This is a genomic window from Rossellomorea sp. GQ25 (assembly GCF_059758515.1).
Genome location: NZ_JCAXEQ010000005.1, coordinates 68,544 through 88,601, shown reverse-complemented (window position 1 = coordinate 88,601; position 20,058 = coordinate 68,544). Strand labels below are relative to the sequence as shown.

Below are 20,058 nucleotides of genomic sequence, written 5' to 3'. Positions count from 1 at the left end.
TGTGAGGCTGACCCTTTATTAGGGTCAGCCTCACGTCTTTTAGTTTCCAACTAGGATATAGTTCGTTTCTTATAAGGAATAAGAGGATAAGCGGCCAAAATATCATGCAGTCTGAATCTGCGGAATTCTTGTCGTAAAAAGCAATAGGCCAGAATAATATCCCCATCTAATTTTTTTACTATGATTTTTCTTTTCGTACAAATGGACTCAGGAGTCATATAGATGATTTCAATGGGGCTTTGGTCCATGAATGAGCGCTGTAATACCGTATTCATTTGTGAGCTCCTCTCCTGGAAGTGTACTCATAGTATATGCGAACGAATGTTCTTTCATACTGAATACCCAGAAGAAAAATGTATAGAACAAAAAATGATTGACATTTTTCTCATCATGACTATAATTTAATATATACCTTCCATAGCGACTTGTTAGCTCAGTGGGAGAGCACTTCCTTGACAGGGAAGGGGTCGTGGGTTCGAATCCCTCACAGGTCATACATAAAGAAAGCCTGCATCTTATTTTAAAGATGCAGGCTTTCTTCTTTTATATGTAAATCAACCTTTATAAAGGATCAGTGTTAAACGACCAGCGCTGTATGCCATTAAAAGTAAAAAGGACTCTGTTGGAATTCACGTAAGAGTCCTTGCCAAATCATATTAAGATATGATCACTTCTTTTTAGTTGACTTCTAATTCTTCCTCAAAATAAAACGTGCCAGGATGTTCTTTTACAATATATGAGAATCGCTTCATATTTTTAACGTATTGCCATTTCAATATTGTCACTGTTTCGCCAGTTTCCTTTATCGTAACCATTGCGCCATTACTAAACCGATTTTTTGTGGATTTCATTGGGCACTCCCTTTCATATTCTCTCATTATACCACAGTTTACCCTTCATTTTAGAGTCCCATTAGTGATAAATTTGGATAAATATAATGGTAGCGCTTTAACGGGCATGAAGGTAGTAATCATTACTCATATCAAGAGACTATTTGATGGGGAGAAAGGTTGTGTCAGAGGTCTGACTTTCAAAACTTCTCCTTGAAGAACTTGCTTATTTATTTCATTACTGTTATTCTATAGAAGAATTATTTTTGTCCGGTATACGAGGGAAGAACAAGATTTGGTTTTCACCTGATATCGCAAGAATAGTAATACTTTGTGTGTAACGCACTTTAGGAGGCAACAAACATGGAAAATGGTAAAGTAAAATGGTTTAACGCAGAAAAAGGTTTCGGATTCATCGAAGTAGAAGGTGGAGACGACGTATTCGTACACTTCTCAGCGATCCAAGGTGAAGGTTTCAAATCTCTTGACGAAGGTCAAGAAGTATCTTTCGACGTTGAACAAGGTGCTCGTGGACCACAAGCAGCTAACGTACGTAAAGCATAATCAAACTTTACAACTCCAAAAACAGACTCATTCGTGAGTCTGTTTTTTTATGGGGATATTTAAGTAACCCGGGACAAATTAAAATTAAAAAATCTATGCACGACATTCCAGTATGCCCGAATTAAACCGGTCGCTTATATTATTCATTTTCCTAAATCTTTCTTCGTCACTTCACTGCGAATATTGAGTTCTTTCGAGAATTCAGTATCGCTTTTTTTGTTGTTTGGGTATTTATTTTTTCGTTCACGATTATCATTTTTATTAGTCATCATTGTTTCCTCCTGTTTGTAAATGGTTATTACATTCTTATTCTAGACAAGTGATGCTTCGTTATCCTTGGTAAGTAAGGGAAGGGTGTTGTGAGTAGACAGAATTTTAAAAACATTATATCTTTTTTCTCCATACAACGCTAAAATTAAAATATATGCTTTACATGAGTGGAGGGATTTATCGTGGAAATGAAAGAAATAGTCGCCTTAGTGACAGGTGGTGCATCCGGGCTGGGTGAAGCTACAGTAAGAAGGATTATTGAGGAAGGTGGTAAGGCATATATACTGGATCTCAATGAAGAGAGAGCAGCAGCCTTGATAGAGGAGTATGGAGAATCCATTGGCTTTTATAAAACAGACGTGACAAAGGAAGATCAGGTGTTAGAAGCCTTGGAGGGGTCGATACAGGCTTTTGGCGGTTTTAATACAGTAGTGAACTGTGCAGGGATTGCTCCACCAGGGAAAGTGATAGGAAGAAACGGAATTCACTCTCTTGATCGATTTTCCAAGGTAATTGAGATTAACTTAATTGGTACGTTCAATGTGATACGCTTGGCTGCAGAAAAGATGATGGGTAATACAACAAATGACCACGGAGAAAGAGGGGTCATCGTCAATACAGCTTCTGTTGCTGCATTTGATGGGCAGATCGGTCAGGCTGCTTATAGTGCATCTAAAGGTGGAGTGGTCGGGATGACTCTTCCGGTTGCCAGGGAGCTTGCAAGGGATGGTATAAGAGTCATGACCATTGCTCCGGGGTTATTTCATACCCCGATGTTTGACACACTTCCTGATGAAGCAAGAAATTCGCTTGGAAAAATGGTGCCATTTCCACCAAGGCTCGGTCACCCATCTGAATATGCTCAATTAGTGAAAAGTATACTCGAAAATCCAATGCTGAACGGTGAAACGATCCGATTAGACGGTGCGATTAGAATGCAGCCTAAGTAAGTGGTTGAAACTGATGGAAATGTTTGCTTATTAAATGAGTGCGTGTTCATTCATTATCCCAAAAATGAAAGCGCTTTATAGAATGCATCACTTTGAAATGAGGGCGAGTACGTATGAAACATCATTATTTAACGGAGGATCATAGCATATTCAGGCAGGCACTTCGGAAATTTTTACAAAAAGAGGCTTATCCTTTTTATGATGAATGGGAGAAAAACAGGATGGTTCCAAGGGCCTTTTGGACGAAGATGGGGGAGCAGGGATTTCTTTGTCCAGACATTGACGAAGTGTACGGTGGAAGCGGGGTGGATTGGGGATATTCCGTGATTATCAATGAAGAATTAGAACGGGTAGGCTCTGGTCTGATCGGGATAGGATTGCACAATGACATTGTAGTCCCTTATATATCTGAATATGGAAGTGAGGAACAAAAAAAGAAGTGGCTCCCCGCATGCACGAGTGGAAAAATGATTACGGCCATTGCTATGACGGAACCTGGTGCAGGATCAGATTTAGCCGGGATTAAAACGACGGCTAAGCTTGAGGGGGACCACTATATTGTGAATGGTCAAAAGACCTTCATCACAAATGGGATTCAAGGTGATTTAGTGATTGTTGCCTGTAAAACAGATACGACCATCAGTCCGCCTCACATGGGGATCAGTTTGTTGGCCATCGAAAGGGATGCACCCGGATTCTCCAGGGGAAGGAAGCTTGACAAAGTTGGTTTACACTGTCAGGATACAGCCGAGCTGATCTTTGAAGATTGCAAGGTGCCGAAAGATAATTTGATTGGGGAAGAGGGCAAAGGATTTCAATATCTGATGAAAAAGCTCCAGCAAGAACGTCTTATCGTGGCGATAGCTGCTCAGACTGCTTCAGAAGAAATGTTTTCTCTCACGATGGATTATGTGAAGAGCCGTGAAGCATTTGGAAGGGCGATTGGTAAATTCCAGAATACACAATTTAAGATAGCGGAAATGGCGACGGATATTGAGATGGGCAGGGTATTCCTCGATGGTTTGATCGCCGAACATATGGATGGGAAAGATGTCGTGACGAAGGTTTCCATGGCCAAGTATAAATTGACTGAAATGGCAAGGCAAATCGCCACTGAATGCATGCAGCTGCATGGTGGATACGGCTACATGGAAGAGTATCAAATTGCGAGAAGATACAGGGATATTCCTGTTGCAAGTATATATGCAGGGACAAATGAGATCATGAAAGTGATCATAGCGAAGAATCTTGGATTATAGAAAGGAAGAGCAGGATGAGAGAGGTTGTTATCATTGAAGGAATACGATCTGCGGTTGGGAGACGGAAGGGTTCTTTGAAAGATATGAGGCCCGATGATTTAGCAGGGGAAGTGCTGAAAGGGTTAGTAGAAAGAGCAGGGATTGACCCTGGGCTTATCGATGATGTCATATTAGGCTGTGTTACTCAATCAGGTGAGCAGGCAGGTGATATTGCCAGGGTGGCTGCATTGATTGCCGGTTTTCCAATCGAAGTACCTGGTACGACAATCGACCGACAATGCGGCTCGAGCCAGCAGGCTGTCCACTTTGCATCACAAGCGATTCTTTCCGGCGACATGGATATCGTAATCGCTGGCGGGGTCGAGAATATGTCAAGAACTCCAATCGGTTCAAACTATCAAGGGGCTCCCTTTAGTGAAAAGCTTAGAGGCCAACACGAGATCATCCACCAGGGTTTATCTGCAGAACGGATTGCTGAAAAGTACGGATTCAGTCGTGAAGATCTTGATCAGTTCGCATATTCCAGTCATCAAAAGGCGTTAAAGGCTCAAGAGGCTGGTTATTTCGACCGGGAAATTTATGAGGTGAAGGTTAACGTCCCGAACGGTACTGTATTTCCGTTTTCTAAAGACGAAGGACCAAGAAAGGAAACGTCACTGGATGTGCTTTCAAATTTAAAACCTGCATTTAAAGAAGATGGTATCATTCATGCAGGGAATGCAAGCCAAATTAGCGATGGGGCTGCCGCACTTCTGTTAATGACGCGGGAGAAGGCTGAAGAATTAGGGTTGAAGGCAAGATTTAAGGTTCATACCCGCGTGGTGGTCGGATCTGATCCTACCCTCATGTTAACCGGACCTATACCGGCAACGAAGAAAGTCCTGGAGAAAGCAGGATTATCATTGTCAGATATTGATGTTTTCGAAGTGAATGAAGCATTCGCACCTGTTGCCCTTGCCTGGTTAAAAGAAATAGGAGCCGACCATTCCAAACTGAATCCAAACGGGGGGGCAATTGCCCTGGGGCATCCATTAGGCGCCAGTGGGGCACGCATCATGGTAAGCATGATGCATGAGCTGGAGCGTTCTGGAGGAAGATACGGCCTTCAAACGATGTGCGAAGGCCATGGGATGGCAAATGCAACAATCATTGAAAGACTGGAAGCTTAAGTGGAATAAAGTTGGTCATTCCTGTCACAATCCTTTTGCCACCCGTGTTATAGTAAAGAAGTGGTAAATGATCATAGGAAAATGGGAGAGAAAAGATGAAACAACTGTATGAAAAAGTTATTGAATTCAGGGATGAACGAAATTGGGATGCCAATCATAATGAAAAGGATCTCGCCATTTCCATTTCATTAGAGGCAAATGAACTCCTGGAAAATTTCCAATGGAAAACAAGCAGGGAAGCAGTGGGAACGACAAGTCAAAATATTAAAGAAGAAATGGCTGATGTCCTGATTTATTTAGTCCAGCTGGCTGATAAAATGGATATCGACTTAGAAGAAGAAGTGTATAAGAAGTTGGAAAAGAATACATTGAAGTATCCGAAGTAATGATTAGGGACGGACCTTTGAAAAGGTCCGTCCCTTTACTTGCTGATAATCATCAGGAAATCCTGAATATAAATGCCTGACGTCCTTTACCCTACAAATAATGACTAAATTTTCTTAATGGAAATCGCGTCACGCATTTTTTGCAGGGAAGCCTTGGATAGATCTTTTCTCTTCATCATGGTGTTGACATAGAGGGCATCCACAATACTTAGCTGACTGATTCTTGAAGCAAGTGCTTCAGACCGATATTCGGTTTCTTGAGATACCGTAAAAAGAGGAATGTCGACCCCGTTGCTTAGAGGGGATTTGGCAAAGTGAGTAATGGCAATGGTCTTTACCCGATTTTTCTTCGCAACGTCTAACACTTCCAATAGATCTTTGTTCGATCCTGAATGAGAGATAAAGACGATCACATCTGCATCGGTCAATTGGGAAGCGGAGATCAGCTGCATATGGGGATCGTTGTACGCCGTAGTGGTAATGCCGGTTCTGAGGAACTTATGATGAGCATCCATGGCAACAAACCCCGATCCACCCGTACCGTAAAATTCTATTCTTCTGGCACTTATCATCCCTTGAATAGCTTTCGTAAACATTTCTTCGTTTAGCATACTTAAAGAATCCTCTAATGTTCTGATATTGGACCTGAACACTTTTTGGGCGATAACGCCCTCAGAGTCCCCTCCATTGATTGTTTCATGAATATCTTCGATAGGGGTCACCAGGTTGGATGCAAGAGAAATCTTCATGGCCTGATAGCCTTTAAAGCCCAATCGTTTACAGAATCGGAAGACTGTAGCATCTGCAACGTTCAGTTCTTCTGCTACACCACTGATGGTGGAGTGGATAATTTTTTCAGGATTAGCAATAATAAAATCTGCAATCATCTTTTCTTTTTCACTGAATTGAGAGTAATGGGAACGGATACGAGGTAAACAATGCTGTATCTTTTCTTCTTTCATGCAGGGTAAACCTCCTCTAAGCGAAATCTTCATGAAAATAATTTTAACCTACTTCACGAAATAAAAAAATATTATTTCATAAAAATCCACCACGGAAAAATATTTCGTATTATAATATATACGGTGAAAATATAATTACTCGAAGTGAAAGGAATGATCAATATATGAAAAAACAACAAATAGGAGTTGCTGGTGTCGGAGTGATGGGGAAGAGTCTGGCCTTAAATTTCGAAAGCAGAGGCTATTCCGTTTCCATCTATGATGTGTCTGATGAAAAAGTAAGAGAAGTTCTTGAAGAACATCCAGAGAAGAAAATGATCGGTACTCACGATGTAATAGAGTTCGTGCGGTCATTAGAAACACCACGAAAAATATTGATTATGGTTCCAGCCGGTAATATTACCGATAAAGCGATTGAATCATTGCTTCCTCATTTAGATCAGGGAGATATTCTGATTGATGGAGGAAACACATACTTTGAAGATACAATTCGCCGCAATAAGGAACTTGGTGAAAAAGGAATCAACTTCATCGGTGCGGGTGTTTCAGGCGGAGAAGAAGGCGCTTTATACGGTCCTGCTATCATGCCGAGCGGTCAGAAGGAAGCATACGAGTTAGTCGAGCCTTTCCTGACAGCGATTGCGGCCAAGGTAAAAGGCGATGCGTGCAGTACATATATCGGTCCGGATGGATCAGGCCATTATGTGAAAATGGTACACAATGGAATTGAGTACAGTGATATGCAGCTTATCTGTGAAGCGTATTATCTTATGAAAAATGTATTGGGTTTAAGCGCTACAGAGCTGCATGAAATATTCAAAGAATGGAACGCGGGGGAGCTCGACAGCTACCTGATTGAAATCACGGCGGATATTTTCACAAAGGTGGATGAAGAAACAGGAAAACCCCTTGTTGACGTGATTCTGGATACCGCAGGGCAGAAAGGAACAGGGAAATGGACGAGTATTTCTGCACTGGAATTAGGTGTACCCTTATCGATCATTACTGAATCTGTGTTTGCCCGTTTCATCTCTGCCATGAAGGAAGAAAGAGTAAAGGCAAGTAAGATCTTAAGAGGACCACGAAATAAGGAGTTCTCCGGTAACAAAGAAGAGTTTATCGAAATGATTCGTAAAGCGTTGTACTTAAGCAAAATTTGTTCATATGCACAGGGTTTCGCCCAGCTTCAATCTGCTTCGGATGAGTATAATTGGAGCCTGAAGCCCGGCGAAATTTCCATGATCTTCAGAGGTGGATGCATCATTCGTGCAGGCTTCCTCGAAGAAATCAAGAAAGCGTATGATCGTGAACCGGGATTAACGAATTTACTACTTGATCCATATTTCAAGGAAATCGTTGAAAACTATCAGGAGGAAGCGAGAGAAGTGGTGGCTACAGCGATTAAATTAGGTATCCCTGTGCCGGGTCTTGCGAGTGCTATAGCATATTATGACAGCTATCGCTCTGAGTCACTGCCTGCCAACCTTCTGCAAGCCCAACGTGATTATTTTGGAGCCCATACGTATCAGCGTGTGGATAAGGAAGGGACATTCCATACGGATTGGTTATCTAAATAAGAATAGTGCCCTGTGGGAATCCCACAGGGCTTTTGATTAATGTATTATTCTTTGCTTGATGAGTCATCTTTCGTATGATGCTTATTTTTCTCGTCCTGCTGCTCTTTTTTTAAGTCATCGAGGGGAATTGGATCCACATTTTGCTCACTTTCATGCTGATCGAGAATGCCGTCATGATCTTTATTGATTTGTTCTGGATTGTCATTTTTCCTCTTCGTCATTATCTTTCATCCTCCCTTAATGAGTCGTTGTTGTACCATACCCTTCGTGAGCAGAGAAAAACATCGGGGGATAGAACATAAGAAAGCCACCTATCGATATAGGTGGCTTTCTTTGATAAAAGTTTAGATTTTCACATCAACTTTAGCATTTTTCTTTAAATCTTCTACATGCTGAACAAGTTTTTCTTGTTTTTTCTGTTGCTCTAACTGAGTCTTAATTTGAGGTTTCACTTCTTCAAACTTTGGTGCATCCTTTGATTCACCCTGACCTTGCTGGCTCGCATACTGATCGTAAAATTTCTTCATTTCATCTTCAGAGACTTCTTCTACTTTGATTTCTTTCTCAACGTAGTTTGTGTATTTGATGTTTTCAGCGATTTGGGTTTTTAACTCGTCCATCGTAAATCCGGCTTTTTTCATGGCATCTTCAAATTTCTTTTCATCACCATACTGCTTTTTAACTTCTTCCAGTTGTTTATTGATTTCATCTTCTGACGCTTTGTAGCCTTTTTCATCGGCCTGCTGCATAAGGAGTGTTTGTCCAACCAGGCTATCAATTGTTTGTTCCTTGATTTTCTTTGCTGCATCTTTACTTGTTGGGTCTTGCCCCATCTGTTGATATTGCATTTGTGATTGAGTCAATACGTTATTGAAATCTTCCCCATTAATTTTTTCGTCGTTTACAATGGCAACGATCTTATCTCTTTCAACCTTTTGTTCATCCATTTTCTTCTGCATTTCTTCCATTTGCTTTGCTTGTTCTTCCTGAGCCTGTCCATCGCTTTTTTCTTCTGTTTTGGCTTTATCGTCAGCTTGTTTTTGGCTCTCCTCGTTCGAACCGCAAGCGGCTAGTCCAATCGTTAGTAATGCTAATAGTAAAGTCGTAAATAATTTTTTCATAATAGACTCCTTTCAGAACTAAGGTGTGATTTCGAAAAAAATCACTTAATGCGCATTTTAAATGAAAAACCCGTAAAAAGAAAGTATTTAAGCTGAAAAGTATTGATTGTAATAAGGTTGAAATACAGTAAATTACTTATATGTTCCCTCTTTCACTATAATGTATGCGATTACATTTGACTGACAACTGCCGGCTAGAAATGAAAATGTAAGAAGACTTTCACCTATGCGTTCAATCTAAGTAGGTAAAAAAAGAGACTGTTTAAATCGAGGTCTTCCTCCATTTAAACAGCCTATAAAAAATATTGGGGACCAAAGAATACTGTCAAACAACCTTCTATTTGAATTATAAAGAGTGGCTACTTTTTCTTCAACTAACATTTAGGAAGGTGTCGGCTGACTAGTGTCCTTATGAAGGTAGTATTCAATCTTCTCCTATTCTTTTCATGCAAAATAATAATTATAAGCATATTTTAATGGAAGGGTTTTCCTTCCTTTTGTTGAACTAGTAAACAGAATAAATGAAAAGGAGAGAGACGATGAGGCAATTAGTAAGAATCGGGACTATTTATATTCCAGTAAGGGATGTACAAAGAGCATGCATATGGTATAAAGAAAAATTAAACGCGAATGTGAATTATAAGGATGAGGACAAGGCAATCCTAGACCTTGCAAATCAAAGTTTCTTCCTGGTGGGTGCTTTGGATGAAGAAAGCAGTAATTTTTTTGATAAGTACGAAAACAAGAAATTTTCCATCACTTTTGAAGTAGATGGTTTAGTAGCATTAAAAGAGTTGAGAGAAGATTTAGTTCAAAAAGGAGTCGAAGCCGGGGAGATTGAAAACAGGGGGCATAATGGACGAAATTTTGTATTTTCCGATGGGGATGGCAATCTTTTCGATGTTTGGAGCGAACTGAGTCCGCAGTTTAAAGAAGCATTTAATCTCTAAATAGGATTATCACACATAAAATAGGGATTTGATTGTGAATGCAATGACCATTTTACAACTCTTGACTTTAAGAGGGTAATAGAGTGATACTATTAAAAGATTTCAACTTCTAAACGAAATAAATAGTTTCACTTGTAAATTCATTTTTAATCGTTTATGATGGTACAGAACACAACATTTTGTGTTCTGTTTAATTATTTTAACTATATATTGATTATAACCTGTGAATTGGGTGTCTGAATGGACTTAAAAGGGAATCCGGTGTGAATCCGGAACTGTCCCCGCAACTGTAAGTGCTGACGAAATAAGGAACTGCCACTGTCATATAGGATGGGAAGGCCTTAGAGTAGGGTGAAGCACGAGTCAGGAGACCTGCCTTGTTTATCACGTGTTATCTTCTTCGGGAATTGGGAGGATAAAGCGAGGATTGGAATAGTCCCTTTAGTCTATTCATATATCTTTCGTACATAAAAGCCTATCCTTCAGAAGGATGGGCTTTTTTTGAATCCTTCCCACACTGTATAAATTGGGAGGAATGATGATGTCAATCGTATCACAGTATCAGCGGACAACAATGGAAGCAAAAGCGATTCTTACAAATCTCCACAGTCGCTTTCCGCAACTTCATTTTAAAGAATTTGATGAAAAGACTTTTAAGTATGCAGACGCTCAATCTGAAATGAGTAAAGAAAAGCTTTATCATTTCATGATCCTCACGGCAGTTGAACGGATCTCTGCCCATGAACCTGATTGGACGTATGTAGCTGCAGAATTATATTTAATGAAACTTTATCGTACAATCGCTCATTCAAGGAGAGTTGAAGAAAGCATGTTGTACAATTCCTTTTATGAATTAATTCAAGACTTGACTGATAGGAAATTATATACTCCCGCACTATTGGATTCATATTGCAAAGAAGAAATTGAAACTTTGGGGAGGATCATGGATTCATCTAAAGACCATCTGTTTACTTACATAGGGATCGTCACATTATCAGAGCGGTATTTAACTAAGTCCCATGATGGTAAAATCCTTGAATTACCTCAGGAGCGATTGCTGATCATCGCCATGACACTCTTTATGAACGAACCCCGTGATAAGCGTCTGGTGCTTATTGAAGAAGCTTACTGGGCACTGTCTAATTTGTATATGACGGTTGCGACCCCTACGTTTGCCAACGCCGGCAAAAGCCATGGTCAGTTATCAAGCTGTTTTATTGATACGGTAGCCGATGATTTAAGAAGTATTTATGACAGCAATACAGATGTTTCCACACTAAGTAAAAACGGTGGGGGTCTCGGTATCTATCTGGGGAAGGTCCGGAGCAGAGGAAGTAATATCAAAGGCTTCAAGGGAGTAAGTTCAGGTGTTATTCCATGGATGAAGCAATTAAATAACACAGCAGTATCCGTTGATCAATTAGGGCAACGTCAAGGAGCGATCGCTGTTTATTTGGATGTATGGCATAAGGATATTTTTCCTTTTCTTGATACACGCTTAAATAATGGAGATGAAAGGCAGCGTACTCATGATCTTTTCACTGGAGTAAGCTTACCGGATTTATTTATGGAACAAGTGGAGAATAGAGGGGATTGGTACTTATTTGATCCTCATGAAGTGAGGGTGGTCATGGGGTATTCCCTGGAAGATTACTATGATGAGAGTGAGGGAGAAGGTTCGTTCAGGGATAAGTATTGGGAGTGCGTAGAATGTCCTGATCTTTCCAGGGAAGTCGTTCCAGCAATTGAAATTTTCAAGCGGATCATGATTTCCCAGCTCGAAACGGGAACGCCCTATATGTTTTACCGTGATACAGTCAATCGGCTAAATGCCAATCAGCATAAGGGAATGATTTACTGTAGTAATTTGTGTACCGAAATCGCCCAGAATATGAGTGCGACCGTCATGGAAGAAGAGGTCATAAAGGACGGGAAAATCATTACCTATAAATCTCCCGGAGATTATGTCGTCTGTAATCTGGCATCTGTTTCTTTAGCCAAAACAATCATGGATGATGAGTTGGAGAGAGTCGTGTCCATAGGAGTGAGATTACTTGATAATGTCATAGATATTAATAGACTTCCAGTCCTGCAAGCCCAACTGACAAATCAACGCTATAGAGGGATTGGATTAGGAACCTTTGGCTGGCATCACCTCCTTGCATTAAAAGGTTTGAAATGGGAGAGCGATGAAGCAGTTGATTATTGTGACTCACTATACGAGGATGTTGCTTATTACACGATAAAAGCCAGTCATGAATTAGCGAAAGAAAAAGGCTCCTATCCATATTACAATGGTTCCGACTGGTCGACTGGAGAGTATTTTTCAAAGAAAGGGTATTCTGGACCGAGGTGGGATACACTCAGGGATGATGTTTCTTCACAAGGAATCCGAAACGGATATTTAATGGCGGTTGCGCCCAATTCGTCCACTTCGATTATAGCTGGCTCTACAGCAAGTATAGATCCCTTATTCAGATTGGAGTACTCGGAAGAAAAGAAAGATTATAAGATTCCTGTTACAGCACCTGATTTATCACCTAAGACGACCTGGTATTACAAAACGGCTTATAACGTAGATCAGCACTGGAGTATTAAACAGAATGAGAAGAGACAGCGACATATAGATCAAGGAATATCGTTTAACTTGTATGTGCGGAATGATATCAAGGCGATAGAGTTACTATCTCTTCATTTAGATGCATGGAGGTCAGGATTGAAAACGACCTACTATGTGAGATCAACATCCGTTTCAAATTTTGAAGAATGTGAAAGCTGCCATAGCTAACTGGGAGGAAGATGATAACGTGAATGGATTAAAGCAGCGAATCTTAATAGATTCTGAGGCACCAAATAAATCTACTGGAATTGTAAATGGACAAAGCTCGAATATATTAAACTGGGATGATGTCAGGTTCTCATGGGCCTATCCAAAGTATAAGAGAATGCTGGGGAATTTCTGGACGCCTTTTGAGATCAATATGGCAAAGGATATCAAACAGTTCCCTACTCTTTCATCAAAGGAGCAGGAGTCCTTTTTGAAAATCATCGGCTTACTGGCTCTCCTTGATAGTGTGCAGACAGATTACGCGGGTAAAGTGGCAGACTATCTCACGGATTCCAGCCTGAATGCATTGATGATCATTTTGGCACAGCAAGAGGTCGTCCATAACCACTCGTACAGTTACGTGTTATCCAGTATCGTGTCCAAAAAGAAGCAGGATGAAGTGTTTGATTTCTGGAAGAACGATCCAATCTTGAAGAAGCGGAACGAATTTATAACGAATGGATATAAAGGATTTGTAGAATCCCCCACCATTGAGAATCTATTAAAGTCGATCATCTATGATGTAATTCTGGAAGGGTTGTTCTTTTACTCCGGTTTTGCCTTCTTCTACAATCTGGCCAGAAATCAAAAGATGGTGGCGACATCGACGATGATTAATTATATCAATCGGGATGAACAGCTGCATGTCGGATTATTTGAAAAAATATTTAAAGAGGTACTGAACGAGAATCCCTCTTATCAAACGGAAGAGCTGCGTGACTTTGGAAAGGAAGCTTTCAAACAGGCAGCTCTCCTGGAAATAGAGTGGGGAAGGGACATCATCGGATCTCATGTTGAAGGGCTGTTAATGAGCGACCTTGAAGATTATATTAAATTCATGGCGAATAAAAGAGCCAAACAGCTAGGGTTTGAAGAACCATTCCAAGGATATAAGACCAACCCATTAAAATGGATCATTGCCTATCAGGAAGTGGATAGAGGGAAAACCGATTTCTTTGAACAGAAATCAAGGCAATATACGAAGACATCGGATGCTAATGGGTTTGATGAACTGTAAAAATTAGAGCTGTGGTACTTTTGGTCAGAGGTTAGATATTCGTGAGCATCCAGTTCGCCGTTATATTTGAAATTCCGCCGATAAAAGTACTGATTTTGCCGATAAAATCAGAATATCGCCGTTATCCAGTCAACGTCTTAAAAGAATCAACTAATAATTGGTGAAACTTTGGTATCTGGTTACTGAATTGGTTGAACTTCCTTACAAAATGCATTTTTTAGAACTAAATGTGTTATTTCTTTCGTGAAATAACAGTTTTTATTACAGAAGGTGAGTAGTTTGTATCTTGTGTGACTCGTGGCGATAAATGGCTAAGAAAGTCAACTGTACACAACCATATCAGATTCTCATGGAAGCTTTACAACATCGTTACAATCACCCCATCAAAAAGCGAGTCATCACGACTCGCTTTTTGATTTGTTTTTTTCAATAAAAGGTCATTTCAGTTCTTGTAATCGTTCTTCACGTCTGCCACAAGCATCACGGTGATTTCTTTAGAAGCTAATTCCTTTGCGGTCGCTTGTCCGATCCCACTGATTGCTCCTGTAATGATAGCTACTTTTTTTATATTAATCATTTTCCTTCTCGTGCTTCGTAATCTTTATCCACTCTATTGTTTTCACGGTACCATTATCATTTAAACATAGTTGAGAGAGTTGGAAATTCCATTACCATTAATATGAAAATAAATGTTTAACTCTCCCGGTGGTGGGAATATACATACTAGATTGAATGAGAGGAGAGGTTTTACATGGCAAATCATTCTACAGAAGAAAAAATGGAGTCGAAAGTAGACAGTACATTAGACAATTTGCCTCAGGACAAAAAAGAAGATATTCTTTCAAACTTTGATCATTTCAAACAATATTTAGGTAATAAAGTTTCCTTAGCGGATAAGTTAGGGATGAATGAAGAGCAGCAGGCTAAGGCAGCCCAAAAAGTTGGGGATTATCTTGCGGCTCATGAGGAACCGAAGAATAGAGAAGAGAAGTTATTATATGAATTATGGAAAGCGGGTAACGAGGAAGAGCAGCATATGCTTGCCCATATGTTAGTGAAGCTTGTTCACGCTGAATCATAATAAAAAAGGGCATCTGAATGGATGCCCTTTGCTTATGCTTTTTTTACATTTGTATCTCAGGGTCTACCCTTACCGTCACATTCCCTTTGATGGCACGGGTGATCATGCAAGACTGCTCCGCTTTCATCAACAACTTCTTAGTAAGGGTTATGTCTTTTTCAGAAGTGGAGGGACCTAATGTCAGCACAGGTCGGTGAATGATTTCTTTGTATGTAATGATCCCTTTTTGAACTTCCACAATTCCTTCAGATATCATCGATAAGTCCGTTTTCTCAATATGACTTCGTTCAAGCATCGCGGCCAGAGTGATGATGTAACAGGTAGCTGCTGCTCCAAGAAGCATTTCATCAGGGTTTGTCCCTATTCCAGGCCCGTCCATTTCAGTTGGAATTGATATTTTTGTATGAAAATTTTCCGAGCTCAAGGTACCTGTATCATTTCTCAGCCCCGGCCAATCAGTAGATATATGAAAAGAGTGTCTAGCCATACAATAAACCTCCTAATAAGCATGGTAAGGTTATTGTATACACTATTTAATGTGATGGCAAAGAAAAAAGACCCTACAGAGTAGAGTCTTTCGAATTTGCATGAATTATGCTTTAGTAACGTTAGCAGCTTGGTCGCCACGGTTTCCTTGAACGATTTCGAAAGAAACTTTTTGACCTTCTTCTAAAGTTTTGAATCCTTCGCCTTGAATAGCTGAGAAGTGTACGAACACGTCGTCTCCACCTTCGCGCTCGATGAATCCGAAACCTTTTTCTGCGTTAAACCATTTAACTGTACCTTCTAACATAATGTTACCTCCTCGTGTGTTCTCCACACAATTGTATTACTATTCTTGCTCACGTAACTTCAAGGCGAAAAGCTTTAAAAACTTTGTCTATCCTTCCATTCCGAACAAAAATAATTCTCTTACATAATATCAGGTAACCATTTAAAAGGCAACCCTTATAAATGAAGGAATTAAAAATAGGCAGAAAAATGTGTGAATTTCACATTCATTATATGAGCCTTTCAAAAAGTACATGATGTAAAGGATTTAGAGGTTCGTTCGGACATTCCACAGCTCAGGGAAGAAACGATGATCCAGAACCTTTTTTAGATAGCCTACGCCGCTTGAGCCGCCCGTCCCCATTTTATGACCAATGATCCGTTCCACGGTTTTCATATGTCTGAAGCGCCATTGCTGAAGCCAATCCTCAATATCGATCAATTTTTCAGCTAATTCGTATAAATCCCAATACCTATCCGGATGCTTATATACTTCTGTCCATGCATCCAATACAGTCTGATCTTCCGTGTAAGGCTTCTTATAATCCCGAAGAAGTACATCTTCATGAATGGGTAACCCTGCTTTCGATAAGGCAAGGATAGAAACATCATATAGGGAAGGGGCCTCGTATGCCTCTTTAAGCTGGGCTAATAACTCAGGATCCTTCTTATAAATCTCCAATACATGTTTCGTTTTGTAGCCAAGGGCAAATTCGATCATTCGATATTGGTAGGATTGAAATCCTGATGCTTGCCCAAGGCTGTCCCTGAATTGAACATATTCTGATGGTGTAAGTGTGGATAGCACATCCCAGGCATGAATGATTTGTGATTGAATCTTTGAAACACGTGCCAACATTTTAAATGCAGGAGAGAGTTCATCTTGTTGAATGGAAGTGATACTGGCTTTAAGTTCATGCAGGATCAATTTCATCCATAACTCACTTACTTGATGAATGATAATGAATAACATTTCATCATGGTGACCGGATAAACGTTTCTGACTATCAAGTAGTGTATCCAGGCCAAGATATTCTCCATAGGTCATTTTATTAATAAAGTCTGTGTATACATCTTCATTCCCCATTGTTTCCTTGTTGTTTACCATTTCGATTCTCCCTTTCCTTTCGTCTGCTTCATGCAGTGATGCAATAAATTTTCTTTCTATTATTGATTTCTTGAATGAGAGGGAGAAATCCTTTATTAGTTACGGGTATTTTCATGAATTTTGATGGTTGTTTTTAAATTACCTTGTATTTATTTGTTCAATAGCAGCATTCATTCACACAAACGTACTAATTTTCATCTCGAAAAATTCATTCCTAATATCGAAAGTTATGTTAATATTAGAACAATTTATAATGCATGTGGGGTGAATGGTGTGGGGAAGATTTACATTTCTTCTCATTTATATATACGCAGGTTAAAGAAAGAAGATTGGAAGGACGTTCATCTATATGCGTCTCAAGAAAATGTGTCTCAGTATCAGCCATGGGGTCCGAATTCAGAGAGGGAAACATTAGCGTATGTGGAAGAAGTGCTGAGAGCTGAAAAGATGGTTCCACAAACAAGGCATGTTCAAGCCCTAGTAGATGAGAAAACCGATCAAGTGATTGGTGCAGGTGAAATCATCATCAAGAGTTTTGTTCACCAATCAGGGCAGATCGGTTATATTCTACATCCTGATTATTGGGGGAAGGGAATCGGAACTCTCCTTGGAAATGCATTAGTAGAGAGAGGGTTTTCTGAGTTGAATTTGCATAAAATCTCAGCTACATGTGACCCTCAAAACATTTCCTCTCAGAAAGTGTTAACAAAAATCGGTATGACGTTAGAAGGAAGAATGCGTCATGACTTGAAAATGAAAAATGGGTGGAGAGACTCTCTGCTTTTTGGTTTATTAGAGGGTGAGTGGAGAAAAGGGGGTGCAGAATGAGGCAAGGATAGGGGACTACTCCATATACTCTTAGTATTTCTTCACGCTTATCTTATTTTGACATGTAAAAGAAAGTAAATGATAATACAAAGCAGTTCAAAAATGATTGAATTGTGCATGTAAGGGAAAAATAAGAGTATCTTTTCCTATTTAGGAGTCTGAAACCATGAATATCTTACATCATTCTAAGAAGGTGACCGTTCGGTTTTTCAAGGAGCGTTTCTTTGATCATTCTGCACAATTGGCTTATTATTTATTGTTATCGATCTTTCCGTTTTTAATTTTTGTCTTTTCATTGATTAGTTATCTGCCCATTTCGGAAACCAATGTATTGCTCCTGATTAAACCTTTTGCACCTGATAAATCATACGCCATCATTCAAAATAATATAGATCGTATTTTGTATGACCAACGGGGAGATGTGTTGTCCATTTCCATCTTCTTTACCTTTTGGCTTTCCTCTATGGCTGTCCAATCCATGGTGAGATCATTGAATAAAGCGTATAAAATCGAGAGGAAGAAACCCTTTTTGGTTGCGTTATTGTATGATCTATTATTGACAGTCGGATTTATGTTCCTTATTTCATTTTCACTCATTGTACCGGTGGTTGAGGAATATATCCGTCATGCAAGGTTTGCAGAAGGGAAGATTAACGGAGAATGGAGTCAAGCTTGGGTTATAGGGAAATGGGGATTAAGTTCCATCTTTATGTTCATACTTTTTCTGTTTCTTTATATGGTTGTTCCAAGTAAACGAATTTCGTTCCTTCATGTCATTCCCGGTGCACTAGTCGCTACCTTTGGATGGCAAGGGGTTTCATGGTTATACGGAACCTATGTTAAATTGAATGACTATTCCCAGTTTTATGGGCAGCTGGGCAGCGTCATTACCCTTGTGGTATGGTTTTACATTTCCTCCACGATTTTATTGATTGGTGGATTATTGAACGGGAGTGTAGCTGAGAAGAAGGTAAAATAGGAAAACCGCTTGGCTTAATTGCCAGCGGTTTTCCTGTTTTTTTAGGTATGATTTTCTTCCCTCATCATTAGGACAAGTTTTTTAGAAATGGCAAGTAAGACGAAGCCAAGAATAATGGCGGTTGCACCGATGACAGTGAAGATTTCTAAATAACCCAGAGTGGCTGTCAGGGAAGCCAATTGTCCGGCAAGAAGACTCGCCACACCTATTGCAGCCATCCAAACACCCATTAGCAAGGATGCGAACTTAACAGGAGCTACTTTACTTCACGATCGATGAAGTTTTTCGTGTACAAAGTGAAAGAGCTTCCTGCCTGTTCAAAGCCAGCCCAGAAGAAAACGACAAAGCAGGCGAGGATAAGAATGGCTGTTGTCCGCTGCTTTTCTTTCTTTGTCAAAGGAACATTCTGGTTTTGGTTCGCTTCTTCAGCTAATGCTTTGTTGGGCTTTAGTCCAACGTTTCCTAGATACTTATTATTTAATGTACTAAAGATGATTTGTCCAGTTATCATGCCGATGGAGGATGCAAGGAAAGCCCATTTAAATCCATAGTGCATCGTACCATCCGCTAGCATTGTGAGGAATAAATCCTCTGCAAGAAACCCTGCAATAAGCGGTGCGAATAATGCTCCCAGGTTAATTCCCATATAAAAAATCGTAAAGGCTGCATCCTTTCGTTTATCATGTCGTGGATAGAGCTCACCAACCAGGGTTGAGATATTCGGTTTGAAGAATCCATTTCCGATCACTAGTAGGGCTAATCCTGCATAGAGGCCTGTTTGGGAGTGGGTAAGGAAGATTAGAAAATCTCCGCATGCCATTGTGATGCCCCCAATAGTGATGGCCTTTCTTAACCCAATATAGCGGTCCGTAAGCCACCCTCCGAATATTGGAGTGAAATATACACTTCCTGTATAAATTCCATAGATGGATAAAGCCTTGGCAGGGTCCACACCCAATCCCCCACTAACAAATGCAGTTGTTAAATAGAGGACGAGAAGAGCCCTCATTCCATAGTAACTATACCGTTCCCATAATTCCGTGAAGAATAAGAGATATAATCCTTTCGGATGTTTCTTCCCTTGAGGTAAACTGTCCAGTGTAGATGAGTTCACTATATCACTCCTGTTTCTTTGATGTTTTTTAATGTGTAATGATTAGGGGAACAGTAACCCTTCTACAAATCCATTCATAGTATCCCCGTTCCTTTCATAGGCATGTACAAAAAGGGACGGTGGAAAATATGGGGTTTAACGGATGTTTATATTGTGGTCACCCAAGTATAACGGAAAGCGAAATATTCTTGAGAGAAGGATATGGTGATGGGCTTACGATTTTGCCCCATGGACAAAAGGTTGGAGGGAACATTGGCTTTTACTGTTGTGAGAACTGTGGCTATCTTCATCCGT

At 40.0% G+C, this 20,058-nt stretch carries 22 protein-coding genes, 1 tRNA gene, 1 pseudogene and 1 riboswitch; of the genes and pseudogenes, 13 read left to right on the top strand and 11 right to left on the bottom strand.

Annotated elements, in window-relative coordinates; genetic code table 11:
* Positions 1 to 50 precede the first annotated feature (50 nt).
* A complete protein-coding gene (locus AC6CIB_RS16085; RefSeq protein WP_498282342.1) occupies positions 51 to 275 on the bottom strand; it encodes a WYL domain-containing protein in 225 nt (74 codons plus the stop codon).
* A gap of 147 nt (positions 276 to 422) precedes the next feature.
* On the opposite strand from AC6CIB_RS16085, the gene AC6CIB_RS16080 reads away from it, so the two are divergent.
* Positions 423 to 494, top strand: a tRNA-Val gene (locus AC6CIB_RS16080).
* Between the two features lie 183 nt (positions 495 to 677).
* Here the strand turns inward: AC6CIB_RS16080 and AC6CIB_RS16075 are convergent.
* Positions 678 to 851, bottom strand: coding sequence for a hypothetical protein (locus AC6CIB_RS16075; protein WP_324747862.1), 174 nt, complete (start codon positions 849 to 851; stop codon positions 678 to 680).
* 342 nt (positions 852 to 1,193) lie between these two features.
* Between AC6CIB_RS16075 and AC6CIB_RS16070 the strand changes: the two genes are divergently transcribed.
* Positions 1,194 to 1,394 (top strand): cold-shock protein, encoded by a 201-nt coding sequence (locus AC6CIB_RS16070; RefSeq protein WP_034763533.1) that lies wholly within the window; start codon positions 1,194 to 1,196, stop codon positions 1,392 to 1,394.
* 143 nt (positions 1,395 to 1,537) lie between these two features.
* Here AC6CIB_RS16070 and AC6CIB_RS16065 read toward each other — a convergent pair whose 3' ends face one another.
* Positions 1,538 to 1,663, bottom strand: a complete 126-nt coding sequence (locus tag AC6CIB_RS16065) for a hypothetical protein (protein WP_258549658.1) — start codon at positions 1,661 to 1,663, stop codon at positions 1,538 to 1,540.
* A gap of 183 nt (positions 1,664 to 1,846) precedes the next feature.
* On the opposite strand from AC6CIB_RS16065, the gene AC6CIB_RS16060 reads away from it, so the two are divergent.
* The 4 genes from AC6CIB_RS16060 to AC6CIB_RS16045 all read left to right on the top strand — a co-directional run bounded on the left by AC6CIB_RS16060 (position 1,847) and on the right by AC6CIB_RS16045 (position 5,428).
* Positions 1,847 to 2,614, top strand: coding sequence for a 3-hydroxyacyl-CoA dehydrogenase (locus tag AC6CIB_RS16060; protein ID WP_498282340.1), 768 nt, complete (start codon positions 1,847 to 1,849; stop codon positions 2,612 to 2,614).
* A 113-nt stretch (positions 2,615 to 2,727) separates the two neighbouring features.
* Positions 2,728 to 3,873, top strand: coding sequence for an acyl-CoA dehydrogenase family protein (locus AC6CIB_RS16055; protein ID WP_498282338.1), 1,146 nt, complete (start codon positions 2,728 to 2,730; stop codon positions 3,871 to 3,873).
* A gap of 14 nt (positions 3,874 to 3,887) precedes the next feature.
* Entirely contained in the window at positions 3,888 to 5,042 is a 1,155-nt protein-coding gene (locus AC6CIB_RS16050; RefSeq protein WP_498282336.1) for a thiolase family protein, read from the top strand.
* Between the two features lie 95 nt (positions 5,043 to 5,137).
* Positions 5,138 to 5,428, top strand: coding sequence for a nucleotide pyrophosphohydrolase (locus AC6CIB_RS16045; RefSeq protein ID WP_498282334.1), 291 nt, complete (start codon positions 5,138 to 5,140; stop codon positions 5,426 to 5,428).
* A 104-nt stretch (positions 5,429 to 5,532) separates the two neighbouring features.
* Here the strand turns inward: AC6CIB_RS16045 and AC6CIB_RS16040 are convergent, their stop codons facing one another.
* Complete coding sequence (locus AC6CIB_RS16040; protein WP_498282332.1) at positions 5,533 to 6,390, bottom strand: MurR/RpiR family transcriptional regulator; 858 nt, start codon at positions 6,388 to 6,390, stop codon at positions 5,533 to 5,535.
* 164 nt (positions 6,391 to 6,554) lie between these two features.
* On the opposite strand from AC6CIB_RS16040, the gene gnd reads away from it, so the two are divergent.
* The gene (gene gnd / locus AC6CIB_RS16035; protein ID WP_498282330.1) at positions 6,555 to 7,967 is read left to right on the top strand and encodes an NADP-dependent phosphogluconate dehydrogenase; all 1,413 of its coding nucleotides are present in this window, start codon (positions 6,555 to 6,557) and stop codon (positions 7,965 to 7,967) included.
* Positions 7,968 to 8,011: 44 nt separating this feature from the next.
* On the opposite strand, the gene AC6CIB_RS16030 is transcribed toward gnd, so the two are convergent.
* Positions 8,012 to 8,188: a YczO family protein gene (locus AC6CIB_RS16030; RefSeq protein WP_498282328.1), complete on the bottom strand. Its 177-nt coding sequence runs from the start codon at positions 8,186 to 8,188 to the stop codon at positions 8,012 to 8,014.
* A gap of 123 nt (positions 8,189 to 8,311) precedes the next feature.
* The gene (locus AC6CIB_RS16025; protein ID WP_498282326.1) at positions 8,312 to 9,088 is read right to left on the bottom strand and encodes a SurA N-terminal domain-containing protein; all 777 of its coding nucleotides are present in this window, start codon (positions 9,086 to 9,088) and stop codon (positions 8,312 to 8,314) included.
* Between the two features lie 539 nt (positions 9,089 to 9,627).
* On the opposite strand from AC6CIB_RS16025, the gene AC6CIB_RS16020 reads away from it, so the two are divergent.
* From AC6CIB_RS16020 to AC6CIB_RS16010, 3 genes are all read left to right on the top strand, one after another.
* Complete coding sequence (locus AC6CIB_RS16020; RefSeq protein WP_498282324.1) at positions 9,628 to 10,038, top strand: VOC family protein; 411 nt, start codon at positions 9,628 to 9,630, stop codon at positions 10,036 to 10,038.
* 213 nt (positions 10,039 to 10,251) lie between these two features.
* Positions 10,252 to 10,432, top strand: a riboswitch (cobalamin riboswitch).
* A 147-nt stretch (positions 10,433 to 10,579) separates the two neighbouring features.
* A complete protein-coding gene (locus tag AC6CIB_RS16015; protein WP_498282322.1) occupies positions 10,580 to 12,826 on the top strand; it encodes a ribonucleoside-diphosphate reductase subunit alpha in 2,247 nt (748 codons plus the stop codon).
* A gap of 19 nt (positions 12,827 to 12,845) precedes the next feature.
* Positions 12,846 to 13,883: a ribonucleotide-diphosphate reductase subunit beta gene (locus AC6CIB_RS16010; RefSeq protein ID WP_498282320.1), complete on the top strand. Its 1,038-nt coding sequence runs from the start codon at positions 12,846 to 12,848 to the stop codon at positions 13,881 to 13,883.
* Between the two features lie 442 nt (positions 13,884 to 14,325).
* Here the strand turns inward: AC6CIB_RS16010 and AC6CIB_RS16005 are convergent, their stop codons facing one another.
* On the bottom strand, positions 14,326 to 14,460 hold the full coding sequence (locus AC6CIB_RS16005) for an SDR family NAD(P)-dependent oxidoreductase (RefSeq protein WP_498282318.1): 135 nt from the start codon (positions 14,458 to 14,460) through the stop codon (positions 14,326 to 14,328).
* A 201-nt stretch (positions 14,461 to 14,661) separates the two neighbouring features.
* On the opposite strand from AC6CIB_RS16005, the gene AC6CIB_RS16000 reads away from it, so the two are divergent.
* Entirely contained in the window at positions 14,662 to 14,964 is a 303-nt protein-coding gene (locus tag AC6CIB_RS16000) for a DUF3243 domain-containing protein (RefSeq protein ID WP_498282871.1), read from the top strand.
* A gap of 43 nt (positions 14,965 to 15,007) precedes the next feature.
* Here AC6CIB_RS16000 and AC6CIB_RS15995 read toward each other — a convergent pair whose 3' ends face one another.
* From AC6CIB_RS15995 to kynA, 3 genes are all read right to left on the bottom strand, one after another.
* A complete protein-coding gene (locus tag AC6CIB_RS15995; RefSeq protein ID WP_498282316.1) occupies positions 15,008 to 15,451 on the bottom strand; it encodes an SACOL1771 family peroxiredoxin in 444 nt (147 codons plus the stop codon).
* Between the two features lie 105 nt (positions 15,452 to 15,556).
* Entirely contained in the window at positions 15,557 to 15,757 is a 201-nt protein-coding gene (locus AC6CIB_RS15990; protein WP_034763568.1) for a cold-shock protein, read from the bottom strand.
* 246 nt (positions 15,758 to 16,003) lie between these two features.
* Positions 16,004 to 16,843, bottom strand: a complete 840-nt coding sequence (gene kynA / locus AC6CIB_RS15985; protein WP_498282314.1) for a tryptophan 2,3-dioxygenase — start codon at positions 16,841 to 16,843, stop codon at positions 16,004 to 16,006.
* Between the two features lie 273 nt (positions 16,844 to 17,116).
* Here kynA and AC6CIB_RS15980 point away from each other — a divergent pair, with 273 nt between their 5' ends.
* Together AC6CIB_RS15980 and AC6CIB_RS15975 are read left to right on the top strand one after the other, a co-directional pair.
* Entirely contained in the window at positions 17,117 to 17,671 is a 555-nt protein-coding gene (locus AC6CIB_RS15980) for a GNAT family N-acetyltransferase (RefSeq protein WP_498282312.1), read from the top strand.
* A gap of 166 nt (positions 17,672 to 17,837) precedes the next feature.
* Complete coding sequence (locus tag AC6CIB_RS15975) at positions 17,838 to 18,650, top strand: YihY/virulence factor BrkB family protein (protein WP_498282310.1); 813 nt, start codon at positions 17,838 to 17,840, stop codon at positions 18,648 to 18,650.
* A gap of 41 nt (positions 18,651 to 18,691) precedes the next feature.
* Here the strand turns inward: AC6CIB_RS15975 and AC6CIB_RS15970 are convergent.
* Positions 18,692 to 19,767, bottom strand: a pseudogene (locus AC6CIB_RS15970) (peptide MFS transporter).
* Positions 19,768 to 20,058 lie beyond the last annotated feature (291 nt).